Source organism: Lentzea albidocapillata subsp. violacea, assembly GCF_900100275.1.
Taxonomy (GTDB): domain Bacteria; phylum Actinomycetota; class Actinomycetes; order Mycobacteriales; family Pseudonocardiaceae; genus Lentzea; species Lentzea violacea.
Map to the genome: position 1 here is coordinate 1 of NZ_FNET01000012.1, position 20707 is coordinate 20707.

A 20707-nucleotide genomic window follows, 5' to 3' on the forward strand; every position below is an offset into this window, starting at 1 on the left:
ACAGCGAAGCCTCCTTCGCCAAACTCTGCGGCGTCGCCCCACTACCCGCCTCATCCGGACGAACCGACCGCCACCGCCTCAACAAAGGCGGCGAACGCCAAGCCAACCGCGTCCTGCACATCGTCGCCGTCGTCCGCCTGCGCTACTGCCCACGCACCCAGGCCTACCTGCAACGACGCACCGAACAAGGCCTCACCAAACGCGACATCATCCGCTGCCTCAAGCGCTATATCCTCCGCGAAGCCCACACAGCGATCATGAAAGACCTCGCACTCACTGCTTGACATCTATAGGAGCGTCAGGCGTGCCATCAACCCACGCACGGCGTGGACCCCCTGATCAGATTGCCGGGGGTCTGGGGGCAGCGCCCCCAGGGGACGCACGCAACCGCAAGGCCGCCGCCCGCAAGCCGACCACCTACAAGACTCGCGCCTCACTCCTTGGCAAGCTCATCCAAAACAGGCTGCAAATCCGAAGCCAACACCGGAACCAAAAACGCAGCCGCAACCTTATGATCCTTGTCCACAACAAACGTAGACGGAACGCTATTAGCCGGAACCCCACGAAAAACGTTGATAAAGCTCCGAGCAGAAGCATCATAAATAGAAGGATAAGTCAAAGACCGATCCCTCATAAAATCCCGAGGATGATCCTTGGAAGTCTCCTTGACATCAACCCCAAGAACCTGAGTCCCACCATCAAAAACCTTCTGCATCTCAGGAGCCTCAGTCCGGCAAGGCCCACACCAGGCCCCCCAGATATTGATCACAACAGGCTTCCCAGCATAATCAGAAAGCCGAACAATCTCACCCTCCTCAAGCAGCGACTCCCCCTCAAGCCCAGTCAACTGCTTACGCTCGGAAGGCGCATACCGAATCTCAACCTGCCCCCCAGGAGCAACGAGATAAAAATCCCCAGCCCCAACCGAAGCAGCATCCTTCCCAGTACTACACCCAGCAACCAACAACACCAGAACCAAAAGCCGCTTCATGCCCCAGTCACCCGAGGATCAGTAGCCCCCACAGGCTCAGAATAGGCAATCCGAACCAACTGCTCCCCCTCAAAAACCAACGAGGTGAGCGAAGCAAGTGAACACTCCCGCCGACGGGGATCGTGCCACATCCGCTTCCCCTCCAAAAACCGCCGCAACGTCCAAATAGGCAACTGATGCGAAACACAAACGGCTTCATGCCCCTCAGCAGCAGCCCGAGCCTTCTGCACCGCCCCCATCATCCGATGAGCGATCTCGATGTACGGCTCCCCCCAAGACGGCCGGAAGGGATTCACCAGCTTCGGCCAATGCTGAGGAGACCGCAAAGCCCCGTCCCCCACGGCAACCTTCAACCCCTCGAACTGGTTGTCAGCCTCGATCAACCGCTCATCAGTGGCCAACTCCAACCGATGCGAGTCGGCGATAGGAGCAGCAGTCTGCTGTGCACGGTCCAAAGGGGACGCCACGACGTGCACCAGATCATGGTCAGCCAGGTGCTCGGCCACGGTCAGGGCCTGCTTCTGCCCCCGCTCGGACAGCTTGAAGCCGGGGATGCGGCCATAGAGGATGCCGGTCGGGTTGTGCACCTCGCCGTGGCGGAGCAGGTGGACGACGGTGCGGGTCACTTGCGGGCCTCCTTGGCGGCACGGGCCGCGTGCGGCAGTGCGTCGGCGATCACGGCGAACTCCTCTTCACCCATGGCGGCGTTCACGAACCAGGCTTCGAACGCCGACGGCGGGGCGTAGACGCCTCGCTCCAGCAGGGCGTGGAAGAACGGCGGGAAGCGCCACGTCTCGCATGCCTGCGCGCCCGCGTAGTCCTTCACCTCCGTGGCACCGAAGAACACGCTCACCAGGTTCCCAGCGAACTGCACGCGGTGCTCGACTCCTGCCTCGGTCAGCGAGGCCGTGAAGAGCGCGCCGAGGCGCGTGGCGTTGCGGTTCAGTGCCGTGTAGACCTCGTCGTCGGCCGCGCGCAGCGTCGCGAGACCGGCGGCCACCGCCACGGGGTTACCCGACAGCGTGCCCGCCTGGTAGACGGGACCGGAGGGGGCGAGCCGCTCCATCACGTCGGCGCGGCCACCGAACGCGGCCGCCGGAAGGCCACCGGACATGACCTTGCCGAACGTGTAGAGGTCGCCGCGCACGCGCTCCAGGCCGAACCAGCCGGCGCGCGAGACGCGGAAGCCCGTCATGACCTCGTCCATGACCAGCAACGCTCCGTCGGCGTCGCAGATCTCGCGCAGGCCCGCGTTGAAGTCGGCGCCCGGCGCGACGGCGCCCATGTTGCCCGCCGCGGCCTCGGTGATGACGCAGGCGATCTCGCCGGGGTTCTCCGCGAACGCCGCGCGCACAGCCTCGATGTCGTTGTACGGCAGGACGATCGTGTCCTCGGCCTGCGCGCCCGTGACACCGGGCGACGAAGGTAGGCCGAGGGTCGCGACACCGGAGCCGGCCTGGGCCAGCAGCGCGTCGACGTGACCGTGGTAACAACCGGCGAACTTGATGATCTTGCGGCGCTCGGTGAAGCCGCGCGCGAGGCGGATCGCGCTCATCGTGGCCTCGGTGCCCGAGTTGACCAGGCGGACCTGGCGGACCGGCTCGACGCGGTCGATCAGCTCGGCCGCGAGCTCGATCTCGCCCTCGGTGGGCGTGCCGAACGACAGTCCGGAGGCAGCGGCCTTCTGCACCGCGGAGACCACGGCCGGATGGGCGTGGCCGAGGATCATCGGGCCCCACGAGGCCACCAGGTCGACGTACCGGTTGCCGTCCGCGTCCCACAGGTGCGGACCCTCGCCGCGCACCATGAAGCGCGGGGTGCCGCCGACGGAGTGGAACGCCCGCACCGGAGAGTTGACCCCGCCGGGGGTCAGCGTCGACGCGCGCTCGAACAGGGCCTGGGATCGACTCGCAGTCACGTACCCCAGTCTCACATGTCGGAGTCGGCGGCTTTCTGCGGCCGGGTGCGCACGGCCAGCAGGACCTGCCTCACCGCGTCCAGAGCGAGGACCACGGCCAGCGTGGCGGCGCCGACGGCGGTGCCCAGCCAGTTGCCGTGGTAGCGCGTGGAGATCAACGGCTCGCGTCCCTCGAACGGGTACTCCAGCCGCACGACGCCACGGTTCCAGCACCACACGGCGAAGACCGCCAGCGCGACGATCACGACGGCCTCACCCGCGGCGATGAGCCACCGCCTGGGCTGGTGCAGGCTCGGACCGGCCGGCGGCGCCTGCTCAGGCTCCTCCACCACGGCGTCCGACTCCTGCTCAGTCACGGCCTCTGTCACGTCGCTCACCTTCTCACGACCCGCCGCAGCGCCGCGAGCAAGGCTTCCGGATCGCGCGCCCACGCCAGCACCACCGAGCCGCCGACCAGCCGCAACGGCACCGCGGTCGTCCCCTTGGGCACCGACCAGCCGCCGCCGAGGACCTTCGCCCCGGCCGGCGCGCCCACGTCCTGGCAGGCCTCGATCATCGCGATCGGCAGCTTCTCCCGCCCGAACCGCGCTTCCTCGGCCGTGAGCTCGATGCTGCCGGTCCTGACCCGCCCGTACACCCAGAGCACGGCGCCGAGCGTCAGGCCGAGTCCCGCGACGGCCCACAGCGTCACGGACGCGGGCCCGGTGACGAGCTCGACCAGGTACCCGGCGACGGCGAACGCCGGGCCCCACAGGAGCGGCCACCAGCTGCTGCCGGACTCGCGGTAGAGCACTAGCGGACGAACCTGTTCGACGCCGGCAGGAACTGCAGCACGATGGCCGCGATGGTCAGCCCGATCACGACGATGCAGATCGCCACGCTCGGCTGCCAGACCTGCGAGCCGATCGAGATGAACGTGATCCCGATCATCGACACGATTCCGAGCCCGCCGAGGATCGTGAGCAGGATGCGCGCCCAGTTCTGGCCGTTGCGCAGCACGATCGCGAACGCGACGTACGGCGCGGCCGCGACCAGCATCATGAAGCCGAAGATCACCGCCATGGCCCGCACACCGATCTCGCCCGCCCGGCGCTCTTCCGCCGTGACGACGCTGTCCTGGGTGAGGAGGAAGTCGGCGTTGACGAGCAGCATCACCGGCAGCACGGCGACGGAGAGCAGGGCGCCCGCGATCCAGATCCACATCGCGGCGTTGATCGTGGCCGGTCGCGCCGGCGGCAGCTCGTGGGACTGCACCGGCGTCATCGGGTAGCTCGCCTGCGCGACCTGGTTCACCTGGTAGTGCCCGCCGGGTGCCGCGGGATAGGGGTTCTGCCAGCCGGCCGGGTTCTGCCACTGGCCGTGGTCGAGCGGCGGTGCCAGCTCGGGGGCCTGCGGCATGGGCAACCCCATGTTGTTCACGGCGGTCACCTCGTACGTCCCGGCCGTCGCGCCCGGCTGGGCCTGCGGGATGTCCGGGCTCGGCTGCCAGGGGTTCGGGTCCTGCGGATTGGTCACTGCTCACGCACCTCCGCCAGCCACTGTGCCGTACGCGCCTGCCACGTGAAGACGATTGCGGCACAGATGAGCAGCAACGTGACCAAGCTCGAAGCGCTGATCCCGACGAACAGGATCCAGATCATGTGCACGATCGCGACGAGCGACAGCGCGATCCGCGCCCAGTTCCTCCGCTTCAGGAACAACCGCGTGAGCCACGCGTAGGCCGCGACGAAGATCACCGCGACCGCCGTCAGCGTGCCCAGGAAGCTCGTGACCTGCCCGGACGTCCAGTCGGTCAGCCGCTGCACCTCACCGCGCTGGAACCACAGCCCCGCGGTCGTGAAGAGGACGAAGACGGCGGTCGCGAGCCACAGGCCGACCGCGATGCGAACGGACAGCGGCGTGTCGTCGTGTTTCACGCCAGTCGCTCGCGCTGGGTCAGGTACTCGGTCGACTGCCGGAAGTAGAACAACACCAGGCCCGACATCGCGATCAGCGCCGGCGTGACGGCCAGCCCGTTGCCGATCATCTGGAAGAACAGGTTCAGCAACACCGTGATCATCAAGCCGGTGCGGCTCTTCTTCAGCCCGCCCCTGACCTTGCCCGCGAACCACACCGCGAGCCCTGCCAGCACCACCGAGCCCACCAGCACGGCGACGACGATCGCCGTCGCCGTCGACTCGATCATCTCCGGGGTCAGCTTGTCGTCCGTGGTCGTGGACTTCACTTCGTCGATCAGGAGCTGCTTGTTGGCGAACTGGAACACGGCGGCGAGCACCCAGAGGACGGCGCCGGCCACGACGAGCCAGTAGCCCGCGGTGATCGTGCCGGGGGTGCCCGATTCCTTCGGAGACGTCACGGTCGCGAACTTAGGACGGCCGAACCGCGCTGTCCACCACGACCCGCTTCCTGAAGTGCGCGGACACCCGGTACATCAGCACGATCGCGGACGCCTCCAGCACGGTGGTGACCGCCGTGACGGCCAGGTCGACCGGACGCATCTCGACTCCGAGCGACGCCGCGACCCCGCTGCCCCAGGCGACCAACCGGAACAGTCCGAACGCGACGGACGCGCCGCCCAGCACGGTGAGCACGATCCGGGCCCAGTTGCGGCCACGCGCCATCGCGTTCGCCAAACGCGTGTACGCGACCAGCAACGCCACGGCGATCAGCAGTCCGAAGAGGACACCACCGTTCACGTTCGCGTCGATCTGGTCCTGGCCCAGCGAAGGGTTCTGCCGGCGCACCTCGGCCACGAGCATCTCGCGGTCGAGGAGCTGTTCCAGGAACCGCAGCATGCCGACGCACGCGCTGGCGATCCAGAGCCAGCGCGCGACGTCGACCAGCTTCGGGACGGGGGTGCCTACCGGTCCAGCCACCGGGCGGCTTCCACTGCCCAGTACGTGAGCACGATGTCCGCGCCGGCGCGGCGGATGGACGTGAGCGACTCGAGGATCGAGCGCTCCCGGTCGATCCAGCCGTTCGCGGCAGCGGCCTCGATCATCGCGTACTCGCCGGAGATCTGGTACGCCGCAACGGGAACGTCCGAGATCTCGGCGACCGCACGCAGCACGTCCAGGTACAGCAGCGCGGGCTTGACCATGACCATGTCCGCGCCCTCGGCGAGGTCCAGCTGCACCTCGCGGATCGCCTCGCGGGCGTTCGCCGGGTCCTGCTGGTAGGTCTTGCGGTCGCCCGCGAGCTGCGACTCGACGGCGTCGCGGAACGGGCCGTAGAACGCCGACGCGTACTTGGCGGAGTAGGCGAGGACGCCGGTGTCGGAAAGACCAGCCTGGTCCAGTGCGTTGCGGATGAACGCGATCTGGCCGTCCATCATGCCGCTCGGACCGACGACGTGGGCACCGGCGCGCGCCTGCGCGACGGCCATCTCGCCGTAGACCTCGAGGGTCGCGTCGTTGTCGACCGTGCCGTCGGCGGCGAGCACGCCGCAGTGGCCGTGGTCGGTGAACTCGTCGAGGCAGCAGTCCGACATGAGCACGGTGCTGTCGCCCAGTTCCGAGCGCAGGTCGCCCAGCGCGGCGTTGAGGATGCCGTCCGGGTCGGTGCCGCCGGAACCGACGGCGTCACGCTCGGCCGGGACGCCGAACAGCATGATGCCGCCGACCCCTGCCTGCACGGCCTCGACCGCGGCCTTCCGCAACGAGTCGCGGCTGTGCTGGAGAACGCCCGGCATGCTGCTGATCTCAGCAGGCGCGGCCAGGCCTTCCTTGACGAACATGGGCAGCACGAGCTGCCTCGGGCGTACCTCGGTCTCGGACACGAGGCGGCGCATGGCGGGCGTCGTGCGCAGACGCCTCGGCCGGTGCAGTGGATACATCTGGAGACTCCCTGACGGAAGAGAGTCGAAGGGGCCACCCAAAGGATCTTGAGTGGCCCCGACGGCTTGTTCGGACTAGCTGCGGCGCAGACGCTTGGTCTTGCGCGGAGGAGGCAGCGCTCCCTCGGCGCGCAACCGGGCGGCGTGGGCGGCCAGCGCGTCGACCAGCGCGGGCACGTTCGCCTCCTCGGGCTGCACGTCGACCCGGAGGCCGAACTCCCGCGCCGTCTCGGCGGTCTGCGGGCCGATGCACGCGACGAGCGTGCGGGCGTGCGGCTTGCCCGCGATGCCGACCAGGTTCCGCACGGTCGACGACGAGGTGAAGCACACCGCGTCGAAGCCACCGGACTTGATCATCTCGCGGGTGTCGGCGGGCGGCGGGGCCGCACGCACGGTGCGGTACGCCGTCACGTCGTCGATCTCCCAGCCACGTTCGCGCAGGCCCGCGGCCAGCGTCTCGGTGGCGATGTCGGCCCGCGGCAGCAGCACGCGGTCGACCGGGTCGAGGATGTCGTCGTAGGGCGGGAAGTCGTTCAGCAGGCCCTCGGACGACTGGTCACCCGACGGCACGAGCTCCGGGATGATGCCGAACGAGCGCACCTTCGCGGCCGTGGCCTCGCCGACGCAGGCGATCTTCACGCCGGAGAACGCACGGGCGTCCAGGCCGAACTCGCGGAACTTCTCCCACACCGCGCGGACGGCGTTGGTCGAGGTGAAGACGACCCACTGGTAGCGGCCGTCGACGAGACCCTTGACCGAGCGCTCCATCTGCGCGGGGCTGCGGGGCGGCTCGACGGAGATCGTCGGCACCTCGACGGCGATAGCGCCGTGCGAGTGCAGACGCTCGCTCATCGCGCCGGCCTGCTCCTTGGTCCGCGGGACCAGCACTCGCCAGCCGTAGAGCGCCCGCGACTCCCACCAGGAGAGCTTCGAGCGGTTGGCGGCGGCGGCACCGACCGTGACGACCAGCGGGCCGCCCATCTCACCGGCGTCGGCGGCCACGGCCGCCAGCGTCGTGTCGATGGTGCGCTGCTGGAAGCCGGTGCCTTCGGCGGTGACGGCGACCGGTGTCTGCGGCGCGAGGCCGTTCTCGACCAGGTTCGACGCCGCCTCGGCCAGGTGCGAGCCGGTCGCGTGCAGGACGAGCGTGCCGGGCGCGGCGGCGAGGCCGGCCCAGTCCGTCACCGCGCGGACGTCGACCTCGGTGTGCACGCCACCGAGAGCCACACCCGCGTACGCCGGAACCGCGGTGCCCGCGGGCACACCGGGTACGACGTCGAACGGGATCGTCGACTTCGCGACGGCCTGCGCTTCCTTCACGACCGAGTCGAGCGTCAGCGGGTCACCCGCGACGAGACGGACGACGGTCGCACCGTTACGCGCCTCGGTCACCAGGTCCTTGGCCACGTCGGCGGCCTCGCCGACAGCAGGGCGGACCTCGACTCCCTCGGGCACGGTCGCGAGGACGTCAGCGGGGACGTCCGGGTCGGTGACCACGAGTTCAGCCCTGGTGAGCAAGTCGTGGGCCCGGACCGTGAGCAGCCCGGTGTCGCCTGGGCCGGAGCCCACGAAGGCGATGCGTCCGGGGGTCTTGCGTGCGCGGGTCATCAGGGCACTCCCCATCGATTACGCCTCTGGACCGCTGAGAACGGCGGCCCCGAGGTCGAGCAACTCGGCGGCCAGCGCACGGCCGAGTCCCTCAGCTTCGGTCAAGTCACCGGTGGCGGACGCACGGAGGAGATCGTTCTCCGGCGTCGCTGCGACCCCGCGCAGGGAAAGTCGGTACACGACCTTGCCCTCGTCGTCGAGGTCTTCCACCACATCGGCCAGCGCGCCGACCGGCGCGCTGCAGCCCGCCTCGAGCGCGGCCAGCATGGCGCGCTCAGCGGTCACAGCGGCCCGGCTGGCCGAATCGTCCAAAGTGGACTGGATCAGGTGCTCGGCGTCGACGTCGTCGACCCGGCACTCGACTGCCAACGCACCCTGCGCGGGTGCGGGAAGCATCTGGATGGGCTCCAGGTTCTCGGTGATCTCGCTCGTGCGGCCGAGCCGCGAGATGCCGGCGCGAGCCAGCACCACCGCGTCGAGCTCGCCGTTGCGGACCTTGCCGATGCGCGTGTCCACGTTGCCGCGCAACGGGACGATGTTCAGCCCGAGGCCCAACGCCTCCAGCTGCGCCGCCCGGCGCGGAGATCCGGTGCCCACAGTGGACCCCGTCGGCAGCTCACCGAGCGTGAGACCGTCACGCGCCACGAGGGCGTCGCGCGGGTCTTCACGCTGCGGCACGGCCGCGAGGGTCAGCCGGGGGTCCGGCGCGGTCGGCAGGTCCTTGTAGGAGTGGACGGCCACGTCGATCTCGCCGTTCGCGAGCGCGTCACGAAGAGCCGACGTGAAGACGCCGATGCCGATCTGGGCGATGGGCGCGTCGGAGAGGTCGCCCGGCGTCTTGACGACGACGATCTCGACCTGTGCTCCGGCAGCCTTCAGCGCCTCGGCCACGGTCCCCGTCTGCGCGAGCGCCAGTGCGCTGCCTCGGGTACCGATCCGTAGGGTGCGGGTCACCGCGTTTCACCATCCACAGGAGCTTGCTTGGTCTGACTGACAACCCCAGGCGACTGGGGGTCGAGCCCGAACAGTTCGCGGAGAGCCTCCGCGTAGCCGGTGCCACCAGGGGCGGAGGCGAGCTCCTTCACCCGGACGGTCGGCGTGTGCAGGAGCTTGTCTACAACGCGGCGTACCGTCTTGGCCAATTCACCGCGTGTCGCGGCGTCCAGTTCGGGAAGTCGCGAATCAAGACGGAGCAGTTCGGCGTCGACCACCTCGGCGGCCCGCTTGCGCAGGGCCGTGACGGTCGGCGTGACCTCGGCGGACCGCTGGCCCGCGAGGTAGGCCTTGACCTCGTCGCCGACCAGCTGGACCGCCAGGCGGGTGTCCTGGCCGGCGGGCGCGTCGGAGAGGCGGCGCTGCAACGTTTCCAGGTCCACCACACGAACGTTCGGCAGCTCGGCGGCGGCCGGGTCGACGTCCTTGGGCAGGCCCAGGTCGCACACGACCAACGGCCGTGAGCGCGTGCTGATCATGTCTGCGCGAACGACCGTGTCGACCGACCCGGTGCACGCGAAGACGATGTCCGCGAGGTCGATCTCGACGGCCAGCGCGGCCAGGTCGACGGCCGTCGCGGGGACGCCCTCGGCCTTCAGCGACGTGGCGAGACGCACACCGTTGGCCTGCGTCCGGTTCGCGATGACGACCTCGCCGATGCCCGCCCGGCGCAGGTGGGCGGCGGCCAGGCCGCCCATGGCCCCGGCGCCGACGAGCAGCGCGCGCTTGCCGACGAGGGTGCCCAGCTGGGCCTCGGCGTCACCGAGGGCCTCGGACACGACGGAGGCGCCCGCGTGGTCGATGCCGGTCTCGGTGTGCACCCGCTTGCCGACACGCAGCGCGTTCTGGGTGAGCTCGTGGACGGTCCTGCCGACGGTGCCCGCCTCGTCCGCCGCCGCGTACGCGCCGCGCAGCTGGCCGAGGATCTGGGACTCGCCGACGACCATCGAGTCGAGGCCCGCCGCGACGGAGAACAGGTGCTCGACGGCAGCGGCGGCGTAATGCACGTAGAAGTGCTCGTAGAGCGCCTGAGGCTCGATCTGCGCGTGCTGCGCCAGCACCTCGACGACCTCGGACATGCCGCCGTGGAACGACTCGACGACGGCGTAGACCTCGACCCTGTTGCAGGTCGACAGGACCATCGCCTCGGAGACGCTGGGGGCGGCGAGCAGCTGGCCGAGGACCTTGGGCAGGTTCGGCTCGGCCACGGTGACGCGTTCCAGGACCGGGACTGGGGCGGTGCGGTGCGAAAGCCCGACTACGAGCACGCTCATGCACTCACCACGTCTGCCGGAGCCGTCTGGCTCACGCTCACGGGCGAATCACCATCCCGTCCACACCGAGTCCGTTGTTGCCGACCGAGACCCCGCCGTTGGAGTTGTGCACAGCCTCGTCCGCACGCCGAGCGACGTGGAACGACAGGATCTGCATCTCGACCGCCAAGTCAACCTTGCGCACCTCGACGTTGTCTGGAACCTGAAGGACAACTGGTGCAAAGTTCAGAATGCACTGGACGCCCGCAGATACCAAACGGTCGCAAACCGACTGGGCGGCGGGCGGTGGCGTCGCGATGACGCCGATCGACACCTCGCGCTCCAGGCAGATCGCGGTGATCTCGTCGATGTGGTTGACGGGTATGCCCCCAACAGGGATTCCGACGAGATCGGCGTCCACGTCGAAGAGGGCGGTGACCGGGAACCCACGGCCGGGGAACCCGCCGTAGTTCGCGAGAGCGTGACCAAGGTTACCGATGCCGACGACGGCCACGGAGTGGTTGCGGGTGAGGCCGAGGATGCGCTCGATGTGGCTCACGAGGACCTCGACGTCGTACCCGACGCCCCTCGTGCCGTAGCTGCCGATGTAGCTCAGGTCCTTGCGGAGCTTGGCCGCGTTGACGCCGGCCGCCTGGCTCAGTTCCTCGCTGGAGACGGCCGTCACGCCGCTCTCGGCCATGCCGGACAACACGCGGAGGTACACGGCGAGCCGGGCCACGGCGGCCTCGGGGATCGCGCGGGCGCGCTCCTTGTCGGCAGCCTCCAGAGGGGTGCTGGTCGTCTCACCTTCGCCCCGCTGCGAAACCACGCTCTCCGACCTCCGGGTGTGCTTCACCGCAGGGACCCGCGGCGTTGGTGATGTACACACCGTACCGCTTGTGAACGCATGCACAAAGTCGGTGATCGGGTGTCACAGCACCGGTGACAGGGCGTGACCAGCGCTTCCTCGGTTCATGATCACTACGGGGTGAGCCCTAGTCGACCGTGAAGGTGACCGAGTGCCATCCCGTCGCACCGTCGGGAACCGGATCGAGGCGTGCCTGGTCCTGCGTGAAGCCGGATTTGTCGGTGGCCCGGCACTCGACCGCGTGACTGCCTCTGCCGAGGTCCAGCTCGACCCGCCACATGCGCCACGTGGTGTCGCTGACGTCGGCCCCGAGTTCGGCCTCCTGCCACGGTCCACCGTCCACCCTGACCTCGACCCTGGCCACGCCCTTGGGCTGCGCCCACGCCGTTCCCGCGACGACCACCCTGCCCTGGACCCTGCCCATCCTGGTGGGCCGGTCGATGCGCGAGGACACCTTGATCGGCGCCCGCGTCGCCCAGCCCCGCGGGATCCAGTAGCCCTGGTCCTTCGCGAACGTCGTCACGTTGAGGTCGGTGACCCACTTGGTCGCGGAGACGTAGCCGTAGAGCCCCGGCACCACGAGCCGCGCCGGGAACCCGTGCTCGGCGGGCAGCGGTTCGCCGTTCATGCCGATCGCGATCAGCCCGGTCTCCAGCACGTAGTCGAGCGGGCTGCCGGCCGTGAACCCGTCGTCGCTGGTGCTGAACAGCTGGTCCGCACCTGCCTTCACGCCGGCTTCCCGCAGTACGTCGCCGATCCTGACGCCGACGAAGTTGGCCGTGGAGATGTACGGCCCGCCCACCTCGTTCGAGACGCAGGTCAGTGTGACGGTCTCCTCGACGAGGTCCCTGCTGCGGATCTCCTCGAACGTGAGCACCATCGGCCGCTCGACCATGCCGTGCACCCGCAGCGCCCACTCCTCGGCCCTGAGCCGCGGCACGCTCAGCGCGGTGTCGATCCGGTAGAAGTCCTTGCTGCTGGTGATGAAGCTCGGGGTGCCGTCCTTGACGAAGTCGGCGTTCAGCGGGATCTCCGGCGCCCTGACCTTCGGCGTCAGGTCGCCGACGGCCTGGCGCGAGCCCTCCACGTCCGTCCGGCTGCCGAAGAGCTGGCCCGCCACCCCCGCGAAGACCGCGAGCCCGGCGGTGATCAGGAAGCCGCGCCTGCTCTCGTTCTCCTCGGCCTCGCGGTGCAGGTAGCGGAACGCGTAGACGCCCGCCGCCGTGCTGGCGACGGGCGCGAGGACGGCGAGCTGGCCGACGTCCGGCCTGGTCACGACCGCCGCGACCCCCACGAACCCGAGCAGCACGGCCACCAGCGTCCCCGGCGCGGGACCGTTCCGGCTGGCCAGGCCGGCACCGATGCCGATGCCGACGAGCACGACGCCCATGCAGATCAGCAGCACGAGCTTGTCGGCGGTGCCGAACGTGGTGACGGCGAAGTCCTTCAGCCACGACGGCGTGAGGTCGATCGCGGCGTTGCCCACGGCGAGGTACGGGGAGGCGCTCAGGCCCACGAAGGCCGCCACCAGGTGCCCTGCCGCAAGAGCTGTGACAAGGGCGATCAGTCCGGTGAGTGCGGCCTTGGCGGGCTTCATGCCTCTAATTCGACACCCATCCGCCGTCGGTTCGCCCGAGCCGTAAGGCCCCGGTAATCAACTACTTGGCGAGTGCCGCTCGCAGGCGGTCCTCCTCCACCTTCCAGTACCCGTGCTCCGCCCCGTCCACCAGGAACACCGGCACCCGGTCGCCGTACTCGGCGCGCAGTTCCGGATCGGCGTCCACGTCCTCGACGGACCAGGTCGCGCCGAGGTCCGCGCAGATCCGCTCGATCTCGACGGCGGCCTCCTCGCAGGAGTGGCACGACACCCGGCTCATCAACGTCACGTGGTGGGTCATGCCGTCATGCTCCCAAAGGCCTGCGCAGGACGGCGCGGGCGAGCTTGCCGGTCGGCGAGTGCGGCAGGGCCGGGGCGAACTCCACCGAGGTCGGCACCTTGAACTTGGCGAGCCGCGCGGCGCAGTGGGCCACCACGTCCTGCGAGGTCAGCTGCTGCCCGTCGCGCAGCACGAGCACGACCTTCACCGACTCGCCGGTCTTCTCGTCCGGCACGCCGACGGCCGCGGCCTCGAGCACCTGGTCAAGCTCGCCGACCACCTGCTCGACCTCGTGCGGGTAGACGTTGAAGCCGTTGACGATGATCAGGTCACCGGCTCGGTCGACCAGGTGCAGGTCGCCGTCGGCGTCGATGAACCCGACGTCGCCGGTGCGGAACCAGCCGGAGGCGTCCGGGCCGTGGGCGCCGTCGGGCCAGTAGCCGCTGAAGAGGTTGTCGCCCTTCGCGGACACCAGGCCGGTGCCCGGTTCGTCCTCCTCGATGTCGAGCGCGGAGCCGTCCGTGTCGACCAGGCGGATCTCGACGCCCGGCAGCGCCTGGCCCACCGAACCCGGCTTCGGCACGCCGCCGACCAGGGTGGACGTGAGCACGGGGCCCGTCTCGGTGAGGCCGTAGCCCTCGTAGATCGGGATGCCGATCGCGCCGCGCATCTCCGCGATGACGCCCGCCGGCAGCGGGGCCGCGCCGGAGGTGAAGAGCCGGACCGTGGCGAGCTTCTCGCGCAGCACCTCGGCCGGGTGCGCGAGCAGTGCCCGGTACATGGGCGGCACGCCGACCATCGTGGTGACGCGATGCTCCGCGATGACGTCGAGGACGTTGGACGGCTCGAAGCGCTCCAGCAGGATCGCCGTGGCACCCGCGCCCGCCACCTGCAGCAGGCCGGGGCCGAGGCCGTAGACGTGGAACAACGGCAGCGCGAGCAGCACCCGATCGGCCGCCGTGACCGGAGCGGGGCGCAGCGCGGCGCACTGCGAGACGTTCGCGAGCAACGCCCGGTGCGAGAGCATCGCGCCGCGCGGCACGCCGGACGTGCCCGAGGTGTAGCCGAGAACGGCCAGGTCCTCGCCACCGCGGACGGCCTCGAACGGCTCGGCGGTGGCCGACACGTCCGGAACCTCGATCACCGTCGCGTCGGAGCCCTCACCGTCGCCGACCAGAAGGCCGGCGCCGGAGTCGGCGAGGATGCGCTGGAGCTCGCGCGGCGGGTTGCCGGGGCCCGTGGGCACCACGACGCCGCCCGCGCGGAGGATTCCGAACACGGCGACCACGAACTCGGGGCTCGTGGGCAGCCGTACCGCCACTCGGTCGCCCGGTTCGAGTCCGGAATCGGCCAAACGGCGGGCGAAAGCATCGGTCGCGCCGTCGATGGTTTCCCACGTGAGGCTCTTACCGCTCGCTACGTCGACCAAGGCGGCGTGGCTTGGTCCCCGCTGTGCCGAAGCACGGACCAGATCTGACACATTGCGAGCGGAAGTCAACATGGCCTCCTCATGAACACTGGGCGCTTCGAGCAGTCTTCCACGCGTGACGAGCGTCATGAAGCCGCGGTTCCGTCGTCTTACCATCGCAACCGTCCGCTACCTACTACGGAGTAACAAGACGTATGCTGCCGCCACGGCGACTCTGTGGAGGTGCCGCGAGCCGATGACCGCGCGGGCACGACCGAACACGATCAGGACCACCCGAACCATGACGGGGGGTCAGCACGACAACGCCATCGACGAGCCGTGGCAGCTCGTCAAGGCCGCCCAAGAGGGTGACACCGGGGCGTTCGGAGTGCTGTACGACAAGTACGTCGACATGGTCTTCCGCTATGTCCTCTTCCGGGTGGGCGGCGATCGCGCGTTCGCCGAGGACGTGACGAGCGAGACGTTCCTCCGCGCGCTGCGGAGCATCGGTTCGGTCAGCTACCAGGGCCGTGACGTGGGCGCATGGTTCGTCACGATCGCGCGCAACATCGTGTTCGACCACGTGAAGTCGAGCCGCTACCGGCTCGAGGTCACGACCGCCGAGCTCCAGGACAACCGCGAGGAGACGAGCGGCCCCGAGCAGGAGGTCATGACCGAGGCGACCAACGCGGAACTGCTCCGGTGCGTCTCACAGTTGGGGGACGATCAGCGCGAGTGCATCACGCTGAGGTTCATCGAAGGCAAGACGGTGTCCGAGGTCGCGCAGCTCATGGACCGCAACGAGGGCGCCGTGAAGGCACTGCAACACCGGGCCGTGAGGCGGCTCGCACAGATCCTCCCGTCCTGGTTGCGGTGATCGTGATCGCAGGGGCGTAACCCAAAGCAGATCAACTTCGTTACTCGGGCTGAGATGGACGGCAAGGGAAGAACACCGCGGTGGCGGCAGACGGAGCACGAGCGATTCGCCCGTGCCGTTGAAGGCGGCCCACAGCCCGTAGGCAACGACGACCTCGCTGAGGACCTCGCGATCGTCGAACTCCTCCGGCGGATGGACGTAGGCCCGGACGCCGAGACGCGCGAACGGATGAAACAACGCGTCCTCACCGCGCCCCCACCGGAGAAGCCACTGGTGCTCCCGTCGGTAAGACGAGTGGGAGCGCGCGCACGATTAGCGGTCGCCGCGGCCGCGGTCCTCTGCCTGCTGATGTCGCTCGCCGGCATGAGTGTGCTGCTCAGCCGTGACGCGCTCCCGGGAGACCCGCTCTACGGCATCAAGCGCACCACCGAAAGCGCCTCGCTCGGCCTGACGTTCGACGACCAGGACCGCGCCCTCAAGCACCTCGAGTTCGCCGCGTCCAGGGTCACCGAGATGGAAACGCTGGCCGAACGCTCCTCGGACTCGTCCTCCCAGCTCACGGCACTGAACGACCTGGACGCCGATGCGGTCGAGGGTGCCCGCCAGCTCATCACCTACGCCACGTCGTCCGACGAGAAGGCGCTGCCCGACCTCCGCGACTGGGCGCTGGCCCAGTACATGAAGGTCGGCACCCTGCGTCCGCGCCTGCCCGCCGACGCGGGCGCCCACGCCGACACGACGATGTGGTTGCTGGCGAGCATCGCCCAGCGGGCCCACGACCTGGCCGCCCGCGCGGGCTGCGACGCCGTGACCAGCGGTTCTTCGGACTCCCTCGGCCCGCTGCCGGCCAAGGACGAGTGCGCCGCGGTCGTCACCGACCCGAGCTCGTCACCGGGGAGCAAGCCGTCCTCGGTGGGGCCGGCCCCGTCGGGTCTGCCTGCGCCGTCCGGATCGGCGAACCCGTCCGTGCAGCCCACGCAGTCGGTGGCACCGGGCACGTCGACCGCGCCGTCGGCGAACCCGGGAACCTCGACCCCGCCGTCGTCGGGCAAGCCAGGGATCACGATCCCGCTGCCACTCCCGCTGCCGAGCATCTCGCTTCCGCTGCTGCCCGGGATCAGCTTCGGCTGAGCCGCGCCGAATGGCGTACGACATCTCGTGTTCGCCCGGACACAAGGCGTGATCAGGACCGCGGTCTGAAACTCGCACCACGTGTTCTCGACCAGGTCTGAGCGGGTGCGGCGGCCTGATCGCTACGCTTGGGACATGGCAGGCAAGCGTGACGTGGAGAGCGACCGGCTGGCCGCACTAGCCGGCGAGGCATCGGCAGACGCGGCGATCCAGGCTGCCGCGATGGCGCCAGAGCTCGAACAGTCGCTGAACGTCCCGCCGGACCTGACCGCGGCGGCCTTCTTCGACGTGGACAACACGATGATGATGGGCGCGTCGATCTTCCACTTCGCCCGTGGCCTGGCCGCGCGCAAGTACTTCTCGTCCTCCGACCTGGCGGGCTTCGTCTGGCAGCAGCTGAAGTTCCGGGTGGGCGGCCGCGAGGACCCGGAGTCCGTCAAGGCCTCCCGCGAGCAGGCCCTCTCCTTCGTCTCGGGCCGCAGCGTCGCCGAACTGGTCTCGCTCGGCGAGGAGATCTACGACGAGCTGATGGCCGACCGCATCTGGAAGGGCACCCAGGCCCTCGCCCAGATGCACCTCGACGCGGGTCAGCGCGTCTGGCTGGTCACCGCCACGCCCGTCGAGCTCGCCCAGATCATCGCCCGCCGACTCGGCCTGACCGGCGCCCTGGGCACCGTCTCGGAGTCCGAGAACGGCATCTACACCGGCCGCCTGGTCGGCGACCTCCTGCATGGCAAGGCCAAGGCCCAGGCCGTCCGCTCGCTGGCCGCCAAGGAGGGCCTCGACCTGCGCCGCTGCACCGCGTACTCGGACTCGTCCAACGACGTCCCGATGCTGTCCGTGGTGGGCACCGCGGTGGCCGTGAACCCGGACTCGCAGCTGCGCGAGGTCTCCCGTCGCAAGGGCTGGGAGATCCGCGACTTCCGCACGGGCCGCAAGGCGGCCAAGATCGGCGTCCCGTCAGTGCTGGGCGCCGGTGCCCTGGCCGGAGCCGTGGCCGCCACGCTGGCCTACCGGCGCCGGGTCAGGTAGCAGCCCGAGCTCCCGCCACCCCTGCTCACCGGCGGGGGTGAGCACGACCGCGCGGCTGGTCCCGATCCGCCGCACCCAGCCGCGTTCGAAGAACACCCCGCACAGGAACGCCCCGGCCGCGCCGGCCAGGTGGGGCACCCGCTCGGTCCAGTCCAGGCAGGCCCGGCTGACCACGCGCTTCGACGGCTCGAACCCGAGCTCCTTCAGCCAGACCATCCCGGTCCCGGTGACCGCGAGCCCGTCGCCGACCACACCGAGCTCCACCAGCCCCGACCTCAGCGAGATGCCGAGCCAGCCCGCGAGGTGGTCGTAGCAGGTGCGCCCGCGGGCCATGGCCTCGGAGACGGCCGCCGACCGGAGGGACCGGGGCCGCGGACCGGGCCCGGCGAAGGCGGCCATCGCCTCCAGCAGCTCGGCGACGTGCGGCCCGGCCAGCGCCACGTACCGATGCCGTCCCTGCCGGTGCTCGACCAGGACCCCGCCCTCGACCAGCCGGGTCAGGTGCTCGCTCGCGGTGGACGCGGCCACCCCGGCGTGGGCGGCCAGCTCGCGGGCGGTCCACGCCCGTCCGTCGAGCAGGGCTCCGCAGATCGCGGCACGGGTCTTGTCCGCGAGCAGTCCGGCGACCTGGGCGAGTGCTTCCACGACCCCATTCTGCGGCCGGAACGCTTCGGCCGGCACCGAACCGTCCAGCCCCTAACGTCGTCCGCATGAGCGAAGAGCTGCTGCGTCTCCCGGTCCCCGAGGTCCCGCCAGGCGAAGCGGGCGTGGCCTGGCTCAGGGCGTCCGTGGTCAGGTTCAGCAACGGCCCTGACCACACCCGCAGGCGCGCGCTGACGGCCGCGCTCGTCGAGGACCTGGACGTCACCACCCTCGACGAACTGGCCACGGCCCTGGGGCTTCCGGGCTCGCTGGACGCCATCGCCGAGATCGCCCCGTGCTACCAGCCGCACGAGCCCGTGACCGCGGCAGCCGACGCCGCCGTGGAACGCCTGGCCACCACGCACGACGAGGTGACGGCTGCCAGGATCGGCCTGCTCGTCCAGGCCTGGGCAGCCACGAACGCCCTCGCTGACCACCTCGTCACCGGTGACCAGAGCCCTCCGGTCCCGATCACCCGCAGGCAGACGCGGCAGGGCGTCGTCGAGGTCAGCCTGGAGCACCACCCGTTCGGCCACGGCCCGCACGCCTGCCCCGGCCGGCGCCTCGCCACCCGGATCGCCAAGAACATGGCATTCCGTGCCCTGCACCACCGCGACGAGCCGCTGATCCTCCCCAACGCCTGGGACTACGCCTCGGCCGCGGCCCTGCACGCGGCGGGCTTCACCGCGATCGGCACGACGAGCCTCGGGGTGGCCGCCGCCCACGGCATCCCGGACGGCATGGGCCTGGCCGGTGACCAGGCCGTCGCGCTGGCGAAGCTCCTGAGCACCCTGCCCTGCCCGGTCACGGCGGACCTGGAGTCGGGCTTCGGCAAGTCACCAGTGGAGGTCGCCGAGCTCGTCGCGGGCCTGGGCGTGGCGGGGGTCAACCTGGAGGACGGCCGCCCGCACGGCCTGGCCACGCCCGAAGAGCAGGCGGCACTCATCACGGCCGTCAAGGAACGCACTCCAGGGGTGTTCCTCAACGCCCGGATCGACACCCACTGGCTGGGCATGGCCATCGGGGAGACCGAGGAACGGGCACGCCGCTATGTCGACGCCGGCGCGGACGGGATCTTCGTCGCAGGCCTGACGGAGCCGCGCGAGATCGAGAGGCTCGCACAACTGGCGCCGCTCAACGTGCTGGCCCAGCGGCGCACGCCGGAGGAACTCGGAAACCTCGGGGTGAAGCGGATCAGCACCGGCTCACTGCTGTTCCGGGCGGCCCTGCACCACACCGTCACGACCGCGCAGGCGGTGCGCGACGGCGGCACCAGCGCCGCGTTCGGGTACGACGAGGTCCAGGCGCTGGTCAGCCGAGGAACACGTTCCGGCGCTGAGTAAGCAGCCGGTACAGGGTCTGCTGGATCGTCTCCCGCACCTGGTCGGTCAGGTTGAAGACGAGCATCGGGTCGTCGGCCGCGTTCTCACCGAACACGTCGGTGCGGATCGGCTCGCCGAACTCGATGTACCACTTCGACGGCAGCGGAATGGCGCCCAGCGGCCCCAGCAACGGGAAGAACGGCGTCACCGGGAAGTACGGGAAACCCAGCAACCGGGCCAGCGCCTTGATGTCGCCGATCATCGGGTAGATCTCCTCGGCCCCGACGATGGAGCACGGGATGATCGGCGCGCCCGTCTTCAGCGCCGCCGACACGAAGCCGCCGCGGCCGAAGCGCTGCAGCTTGTAGCGGTCCTTGAACGGCTTGCCGACGCCCTTGAAGCCCTCCGGCCACACGCCCACGAGCTCGCCGGACGACAGCAGCCGCTCGGCGTCGGGGTTGCACGCCAGGGTCTGGCCGGACTTGCGGGCCAGCGCGCCGAGCACCGGCGTGCGGAACACCAGGTCCGCGCCCAGCATGCGCATGTGGCGGTGCGCCGGGTGCTCCGACGCGATGCCGAACGACGTCATCAGGGCGTCGAGCGGCACGGTGCCGGAGTGGTTCGCCACGATCAGCGCGCCACCGGCCTGCGGGATGTTGTTCAGGCCGCTCGTCTCGACGCGGAACCACTTCTCGTACAACGGCTTCAGCGGCGGCATCAGCACGTTCTCGGTGAGGTCGCGGTCGAAGCCGAACTCGTCGACCTGGTAGTCGCCGGCGATCCGCCTGCGCGCGAACGACAGCAGATCGGTCAGCCTGCGTTCCCAGTCCGGCGTCGCGGACTGCTGCTGCTCCGGCTCGGGAACCACCTCGACGTGGCGCGATCTCCGCGCGGCGTCGCGTTCCGGGTCGTGCAGCGGGATAACGCGTGCTCCTGCCACTGCGTTCATCTC

24 protein-coding genes are annotated in these 20707 nt (G+C 69.8%); 5 read left to right on the top strand and 19 right to left on the bottom strand.

Features of this window, described 5'->3' with window-relative positions; translation table 11 throughout:
* Window positions 1–284, top strand: a 284-nt coding sequence (locus BLR21_RS25000; RefSeq protein ID WP_143027867.1) for a transposase, incomplete at its 5' end; no start/stop codon positions are given.
* A gap of 149 nt (window positions 285–433) precedes the next feature.
* Here the strand turns inward: BLR21_RS25000 and BLR21_RS25005 are convergent.
* From BLR21_RS25005 to BLR21_RS25085, 17 genes are all read right to left on the bottom strand, one after another.
* Window positions 434–991, bottom strand: a complete 558-nt coding sequence (locus tag BLR21_RS25005) for a TlpA family protein disulfide reductase (protein WP_090008872.1) — start codon at window positions 989–991, stop codon at window positions 434–436.
* Entirely contained in the window at window positions 988–1617 is a 630-nt protein-coding gene (locus tag BLR21_RS25010) for a histidine phosphatase family protein (protein ID WP_090008874.1), read from the bottom strand. Before BLR21_RS25010 ends, BLR21_RS25005 begins: the two co-directional genes overlap by 4 nt.
* Window positions 1614–2909 (bottom strand): glutamate-1-semialdehyde 2,1-aminomutase, encoded by a 1296-nt coding sequence (hemL, locus tag BLR21_RS25015; protein ID WP_090008875.1) that lies wholly within the window; start codon window positions 2907–2909, stop codon window positions 1614–1616. The genes BLR21_RS25010 and hemL overlap by 4 nt, the downstream gene beginning before the upstream one ends.
* 11 nt (window positions 2910–2920) lie before the next feature.
* Window positions 2921–3277: a hypothetical protein gene (locus tag BLR21_RS25020; RefSeq protein ID WP_143027868.1), complete on the bottom strand. Its 357-nt coding sequence runs from the start codon at window positions 3275–3277 to the stop codon at window positions 2921–2923.
* A 5-nt stretch (window positions 3278–3282) separates the two neighbouring features.
* Complete coding sequence (locus BLR21_RS25025) at window positions 3283–3702, bottom strand: DUF3093 family protein (protein WP_090008878.1); 420 nt, start codon at window positions 3700–3702, stop codon at window positions 3283–3285.
* Window positions 3702–4424 (bottom strand): hypothetical protein, encoded by a 723-nt coding sequence (locus BLR21_RS25030; RefSeq protein ID WP_090008880.1) that lies wholly within the window; start codon window positions 4422–4424, stop codon window positions 3702–3704. The genes BLR21_RS25025 and BLR21_RS25030 overlap by 1 nt, the downstream gene beginning before the upstream one ends.
* Window positions 4421–4825, bottom strand: coding sequence for a hypothetical protein (locus tag BLR21_RS25035; protein WP_090008882.1), 405 nt, complete (start codon window positions 4823–4825; stop codon window positions 4421–4423). Before BLR21_RS25035 ends, BLR21_RS25030 begins: the two co-directional genes overlap by 4 nt.
* Window positions 4822–5265, bottom strand: a complete 444-nt coding sequence (locus BLR21_RS25040) for a hypothetical protein (protein ID WP_090008884.1) — start codon at window positions 5263–5265, stop codon at window positions 4822–4824. Before BLR21_RS25040 ends, BLR21_RS25035 begins: the two co-directional genes overlap by 4 nt.
* Before the next feature lie 10 nt (window positions 5266–5275).
* Window positions 5276–5785 carry a hypothetical protein gene (locus tag BLR21_RS25045; protein ID WP_090008886.1) on the bottom strand — a complete coding sequence of 170 codons (510 nt, stop codon included), beginning with the start codon at window positions 5783–5785 and terminating at the stop codon, window positions 5276–5278.
* On the bottom strand, window positions 5770–6744 hold the full coding sequence (gene hemB, locus BLR21_RS25050; protein ID WP_090008888.1) for a porphobilinogen synthase: 975 nt from the start codon (window positions 6742–6744) through the stop codon (window positions 5770–5772). The genes BLR21_RS25045 and hemB overlap by 16 nt, the downstream gene beginning before the upstream one ends.
* A 75-nt stretch (window positions 6745–6819) precedes the next feature.
* Window positions 6820–8352 carry a bifunctional uroporphyrinogen-III C-methyltransferase/uroporphyrinogen-III synthase gene (locus BLR21_RS25055; protein WP_030478178.1) on the bottom strand — a complete coding sequence of 511 codons (1533 nt, stop codon included), beginning with the start codon at window positions 8350–8352 and terminating at the stop codon, window positions 6820–6822.
* An 18-nt stretch (window positions 8353–8370) separates the two neighbouring features.
* Window positions 8371–9306, bottom strand: coding sequence for a hydroxymethylbilane synthase (gene hemC / locus BLR21_RS25060; protein ID WP_090008890.1), 936 nt, complete (start codon window positions 9304–9306; stop codon window positions 8371–8373).
* Window positions 9303–10619 carry a glutamyl-tRNA reductase gene (locus BLR21_RS25065; protein ID WP_090008892.1) on the bottom strand — a complete coding sequence of 439 codons (1317 nt, stop codon included), beginning with the start codon at window positions 10617–10619 and terminating at the stop codon, window positions 9303–9305. Before BLR21_RS25065 ends, hemC begins: the two co-directional genes overlap by 4 nt.
* A gap of 37 nt (window positions 10620–10656) precedes the next feature.
* Window positions 10657–11427 carry a redox-sensing transcriptional repressor Rex gene (locus BLR21_RS25070; RefSeq protein ID WP_176929779.1) on the bottom strand — a complete coding sequence of 257 codons (771 nt, stop codon included), beginning with the start codon at window positions 11425–11427 and terminating at the stop codon, window positions 10657–10659.
* A 166-nt stretch (window positions 11428–11593) separates the two neighbouring features.
* Window positions 11594–13063 (bottom strand): molybdopterin-dependent oxidoreductase, encoded by a 1470-nt coding sequence (locus BLR21_RS25075; protein ID WP_090008896.1) that lies wholly within the window; start codon window positions 13061–13063, stop codon window positions 11594–11596.
* Between the two features lie 61 nt (window positions 13064–13124).
* Window positions 13125–13364 carry a glutaredoxin family protein gene (locus BLR21_RS25080; RefSeq protein WP_090008898.1) on the bottom strand — a complete coding sequence of 80 codons (240 nt, stop codon included), beginning with the start codon at window positions 13362–13364 and terminating at the stop codon, window positions 13125–13127.
* Between the two features lie 4 nt (window positions 13365–13368).
* Window positions 13369–14844, bottom strand: coding sequence for an AMP-binding protein (locus tag BLR21_RS25085; RefSeq protein ID WP_090008900.1), 1476 nt, complete (start codon window positions 14842–14844; stop codon window positions 13369–13371).
* A gap of 208 nt (window positions 14845–15052) precedes the next feature.
* Between BLR21_RS25085 and BLR21_RS25090 the strand changes: the two genes are divergently transcribed.
* From BLR21_RS25090 to BLR21_RS25100, 3 genes are all read left to right on the top strand, one after another.
* Window positions 15053–15628 carry a sigma-70 family RNA polymerase sigma factor gene (locus BLR21_RS25090; RefSeq protein ID WP_245816289.1) on the top strand — a complete coding sequence of 192 codons (576 nt, stop codon included), beginning with the start codon at window positions 15053–15055 and terminating at the stop codon, window positions 15626–15628.
* A 54-nt stretch (window positions 15629–15682) separates the two neighbouring features.
* Window positions 15683–16759, top strand: coding sequence for a DUF5667 domain-containing protein (locus tag BLR21_RS25095; protein ID WP_090008902.1), 1077 nt, complete (start codon window positions 15683–15685; stop codon window positions 16757–16759).
* A gap of 135 nt (window positions 16760–16894) precedes the next feature.
* Complete coding sequence (locus BLR21_RS25100) at window positions 16895–17791, top strand: HAD family hydrolase (protein ID WP_090008904.1); 897 nt, start codon at window positions 16895–16897, stop codon at window positions 17789–17791.
* On the opposite strand, the gene BLR21_RS25105 is transcribed toward BLR21_RS25100, so the two are convergent.
* The gene (locus BLR21_RS25105) at window positions 17720–18436 is read right to left on the bottom strand and encodes an ArsR/SmtB family transcription factor (RefSeq protein ID WP_090009366.1); all 717 of its coding nucleotides are present in this window, start codon (window positions 18434–18436) and stop codon (window positions 17720–17722) included. The two genes, BLR21_RS25100 and BLR21_RS25105, sit on opposite strands and share 72 nt — an antisense overlap.
* Window positions 18437–18501: 65 nt before the next feature.
* On the opposite strand from BLR21_RS25105, the gene BLR21_RS25110 reads away from it, so the two are divergent.
* Entirely contained in the window at window positions 18502–19776 is a 1275-nt protein-coding gene (locus BLR21_RS25110; protein ID WP_090008906.1) for an isocitrate lyase/PEP mutase family protein, read from the top strand.
* On the opposite strand, the gene BLR21_RS25115 is transcribed toward BLR21_RS25110, so the two are convergent.
* The gene (locus tag BLR21_RS25115) at window positions 19745–20704 is read right to left on the bottom strand and encodes a lysophospholipid acyltransferase family protein (protein WP_090008908.1); all 960 of its coding nucleotides are present in this window, start codon (window positions 20702–20704) and stop codon (window positions 19745–19747) included. The two genes, BLR21_RS25110 and BLR21_RS25115, sit on opposite strands and share 32 nt — an antisense overlap.
* Between the last annotated feature and the right edge of the window lie 3 nt (window positions 20705–20707).

Excerpts from the sequence above, each read along its gene's own strand:
- BLR21_RS25005 (WP_090008872.1), bottom strand. The coding sequence starts at position 991 with ATGAAGCGGCTTTTGGTTCTGGTGTTGTTGGTTGCTGGGTGTAGTACT.
- hemB (WP_090008888.1), bottom strand. The coding sequence starts at position 6,744 with ATGTATCCACTGCACCGGCCGAGGCGTCTGCGCACGACGCCCGCCATG.
- BLR21_RS25055 (WP_030478178.1), bottom strand. The coding sequence starts at position 8,352 with ATGACCCGCGCACGCAAGACCCCCGGACGCATCGCCTTCGTGGGCTCC.
- BLR21_RS25065 (WP_090008892.1), bottom strand. The coding sequence starts at position 10,619 with ATGAGCGTGCTCGTAGTCGGGCTTTCGCACCGCACCGCCCCAGTCCCG.
- BLR21_RS25075 (WP_090008896.1), bottom strand. The coding sequence starts at position 13,063 with ATGAAGCCCGCCAAGGCCGCACTCACCGGACTGATCGCCCTTGTCACA.
- BLR21_RS25080 (WP_090008898.1), bottom strand. The coding sequence starts at position 13,364 with ATGACCCACCACGTGACGTTGATGAGCCGGGTGTCGTGCCACTCCTGC.
- BLR21_RS25085 (WP_090008900.1), bottom strand. The coding sequence starts at position 14,844 with ATGTTGACTTCCGCTCGCAATGTGTCAGATCTGGTCCGTGCTTCGGCA.
- BLR21_RS25090 (WP_245816289.1), top strand. The coding sequence starts at position 15,053 with ATGACGGGGGGTCAGCACGACAACGCCATCGACGAGCCGTGGCAGCTC.
- BLR21_RS25095 (WP_090008902.1), top strand. The coding sequence starts at position 15,683 with ATGGACGGCAAGGGAAGAACACCGCGGTGGCGGCAGACGGAGCACGAG.
- BLR21_RS25100 (WP_090008904.1), top strand. The coding sequence starts at position 16,895 with ATGGCAGGCAAGCGTGACGTGGAGAGCGACCGGCTGGCCGCACTAGCC.
- BLR21_RS25110 (WP_090008906.1), top strand. The coding sequence starts at position 18,502 with ATGAGCGAAGAGCTGCTGCGTCTCCCGGTCCCCGAGGTCCCGCCAGGC.
- BLR21_RS25115 (WP_090008908.1), bottom strand. The coding sequence starts at position 20,704 with ATGAACGCAGTGGCAGGAGCACGCGTTATCCCGCTGCACGACCCGGAA.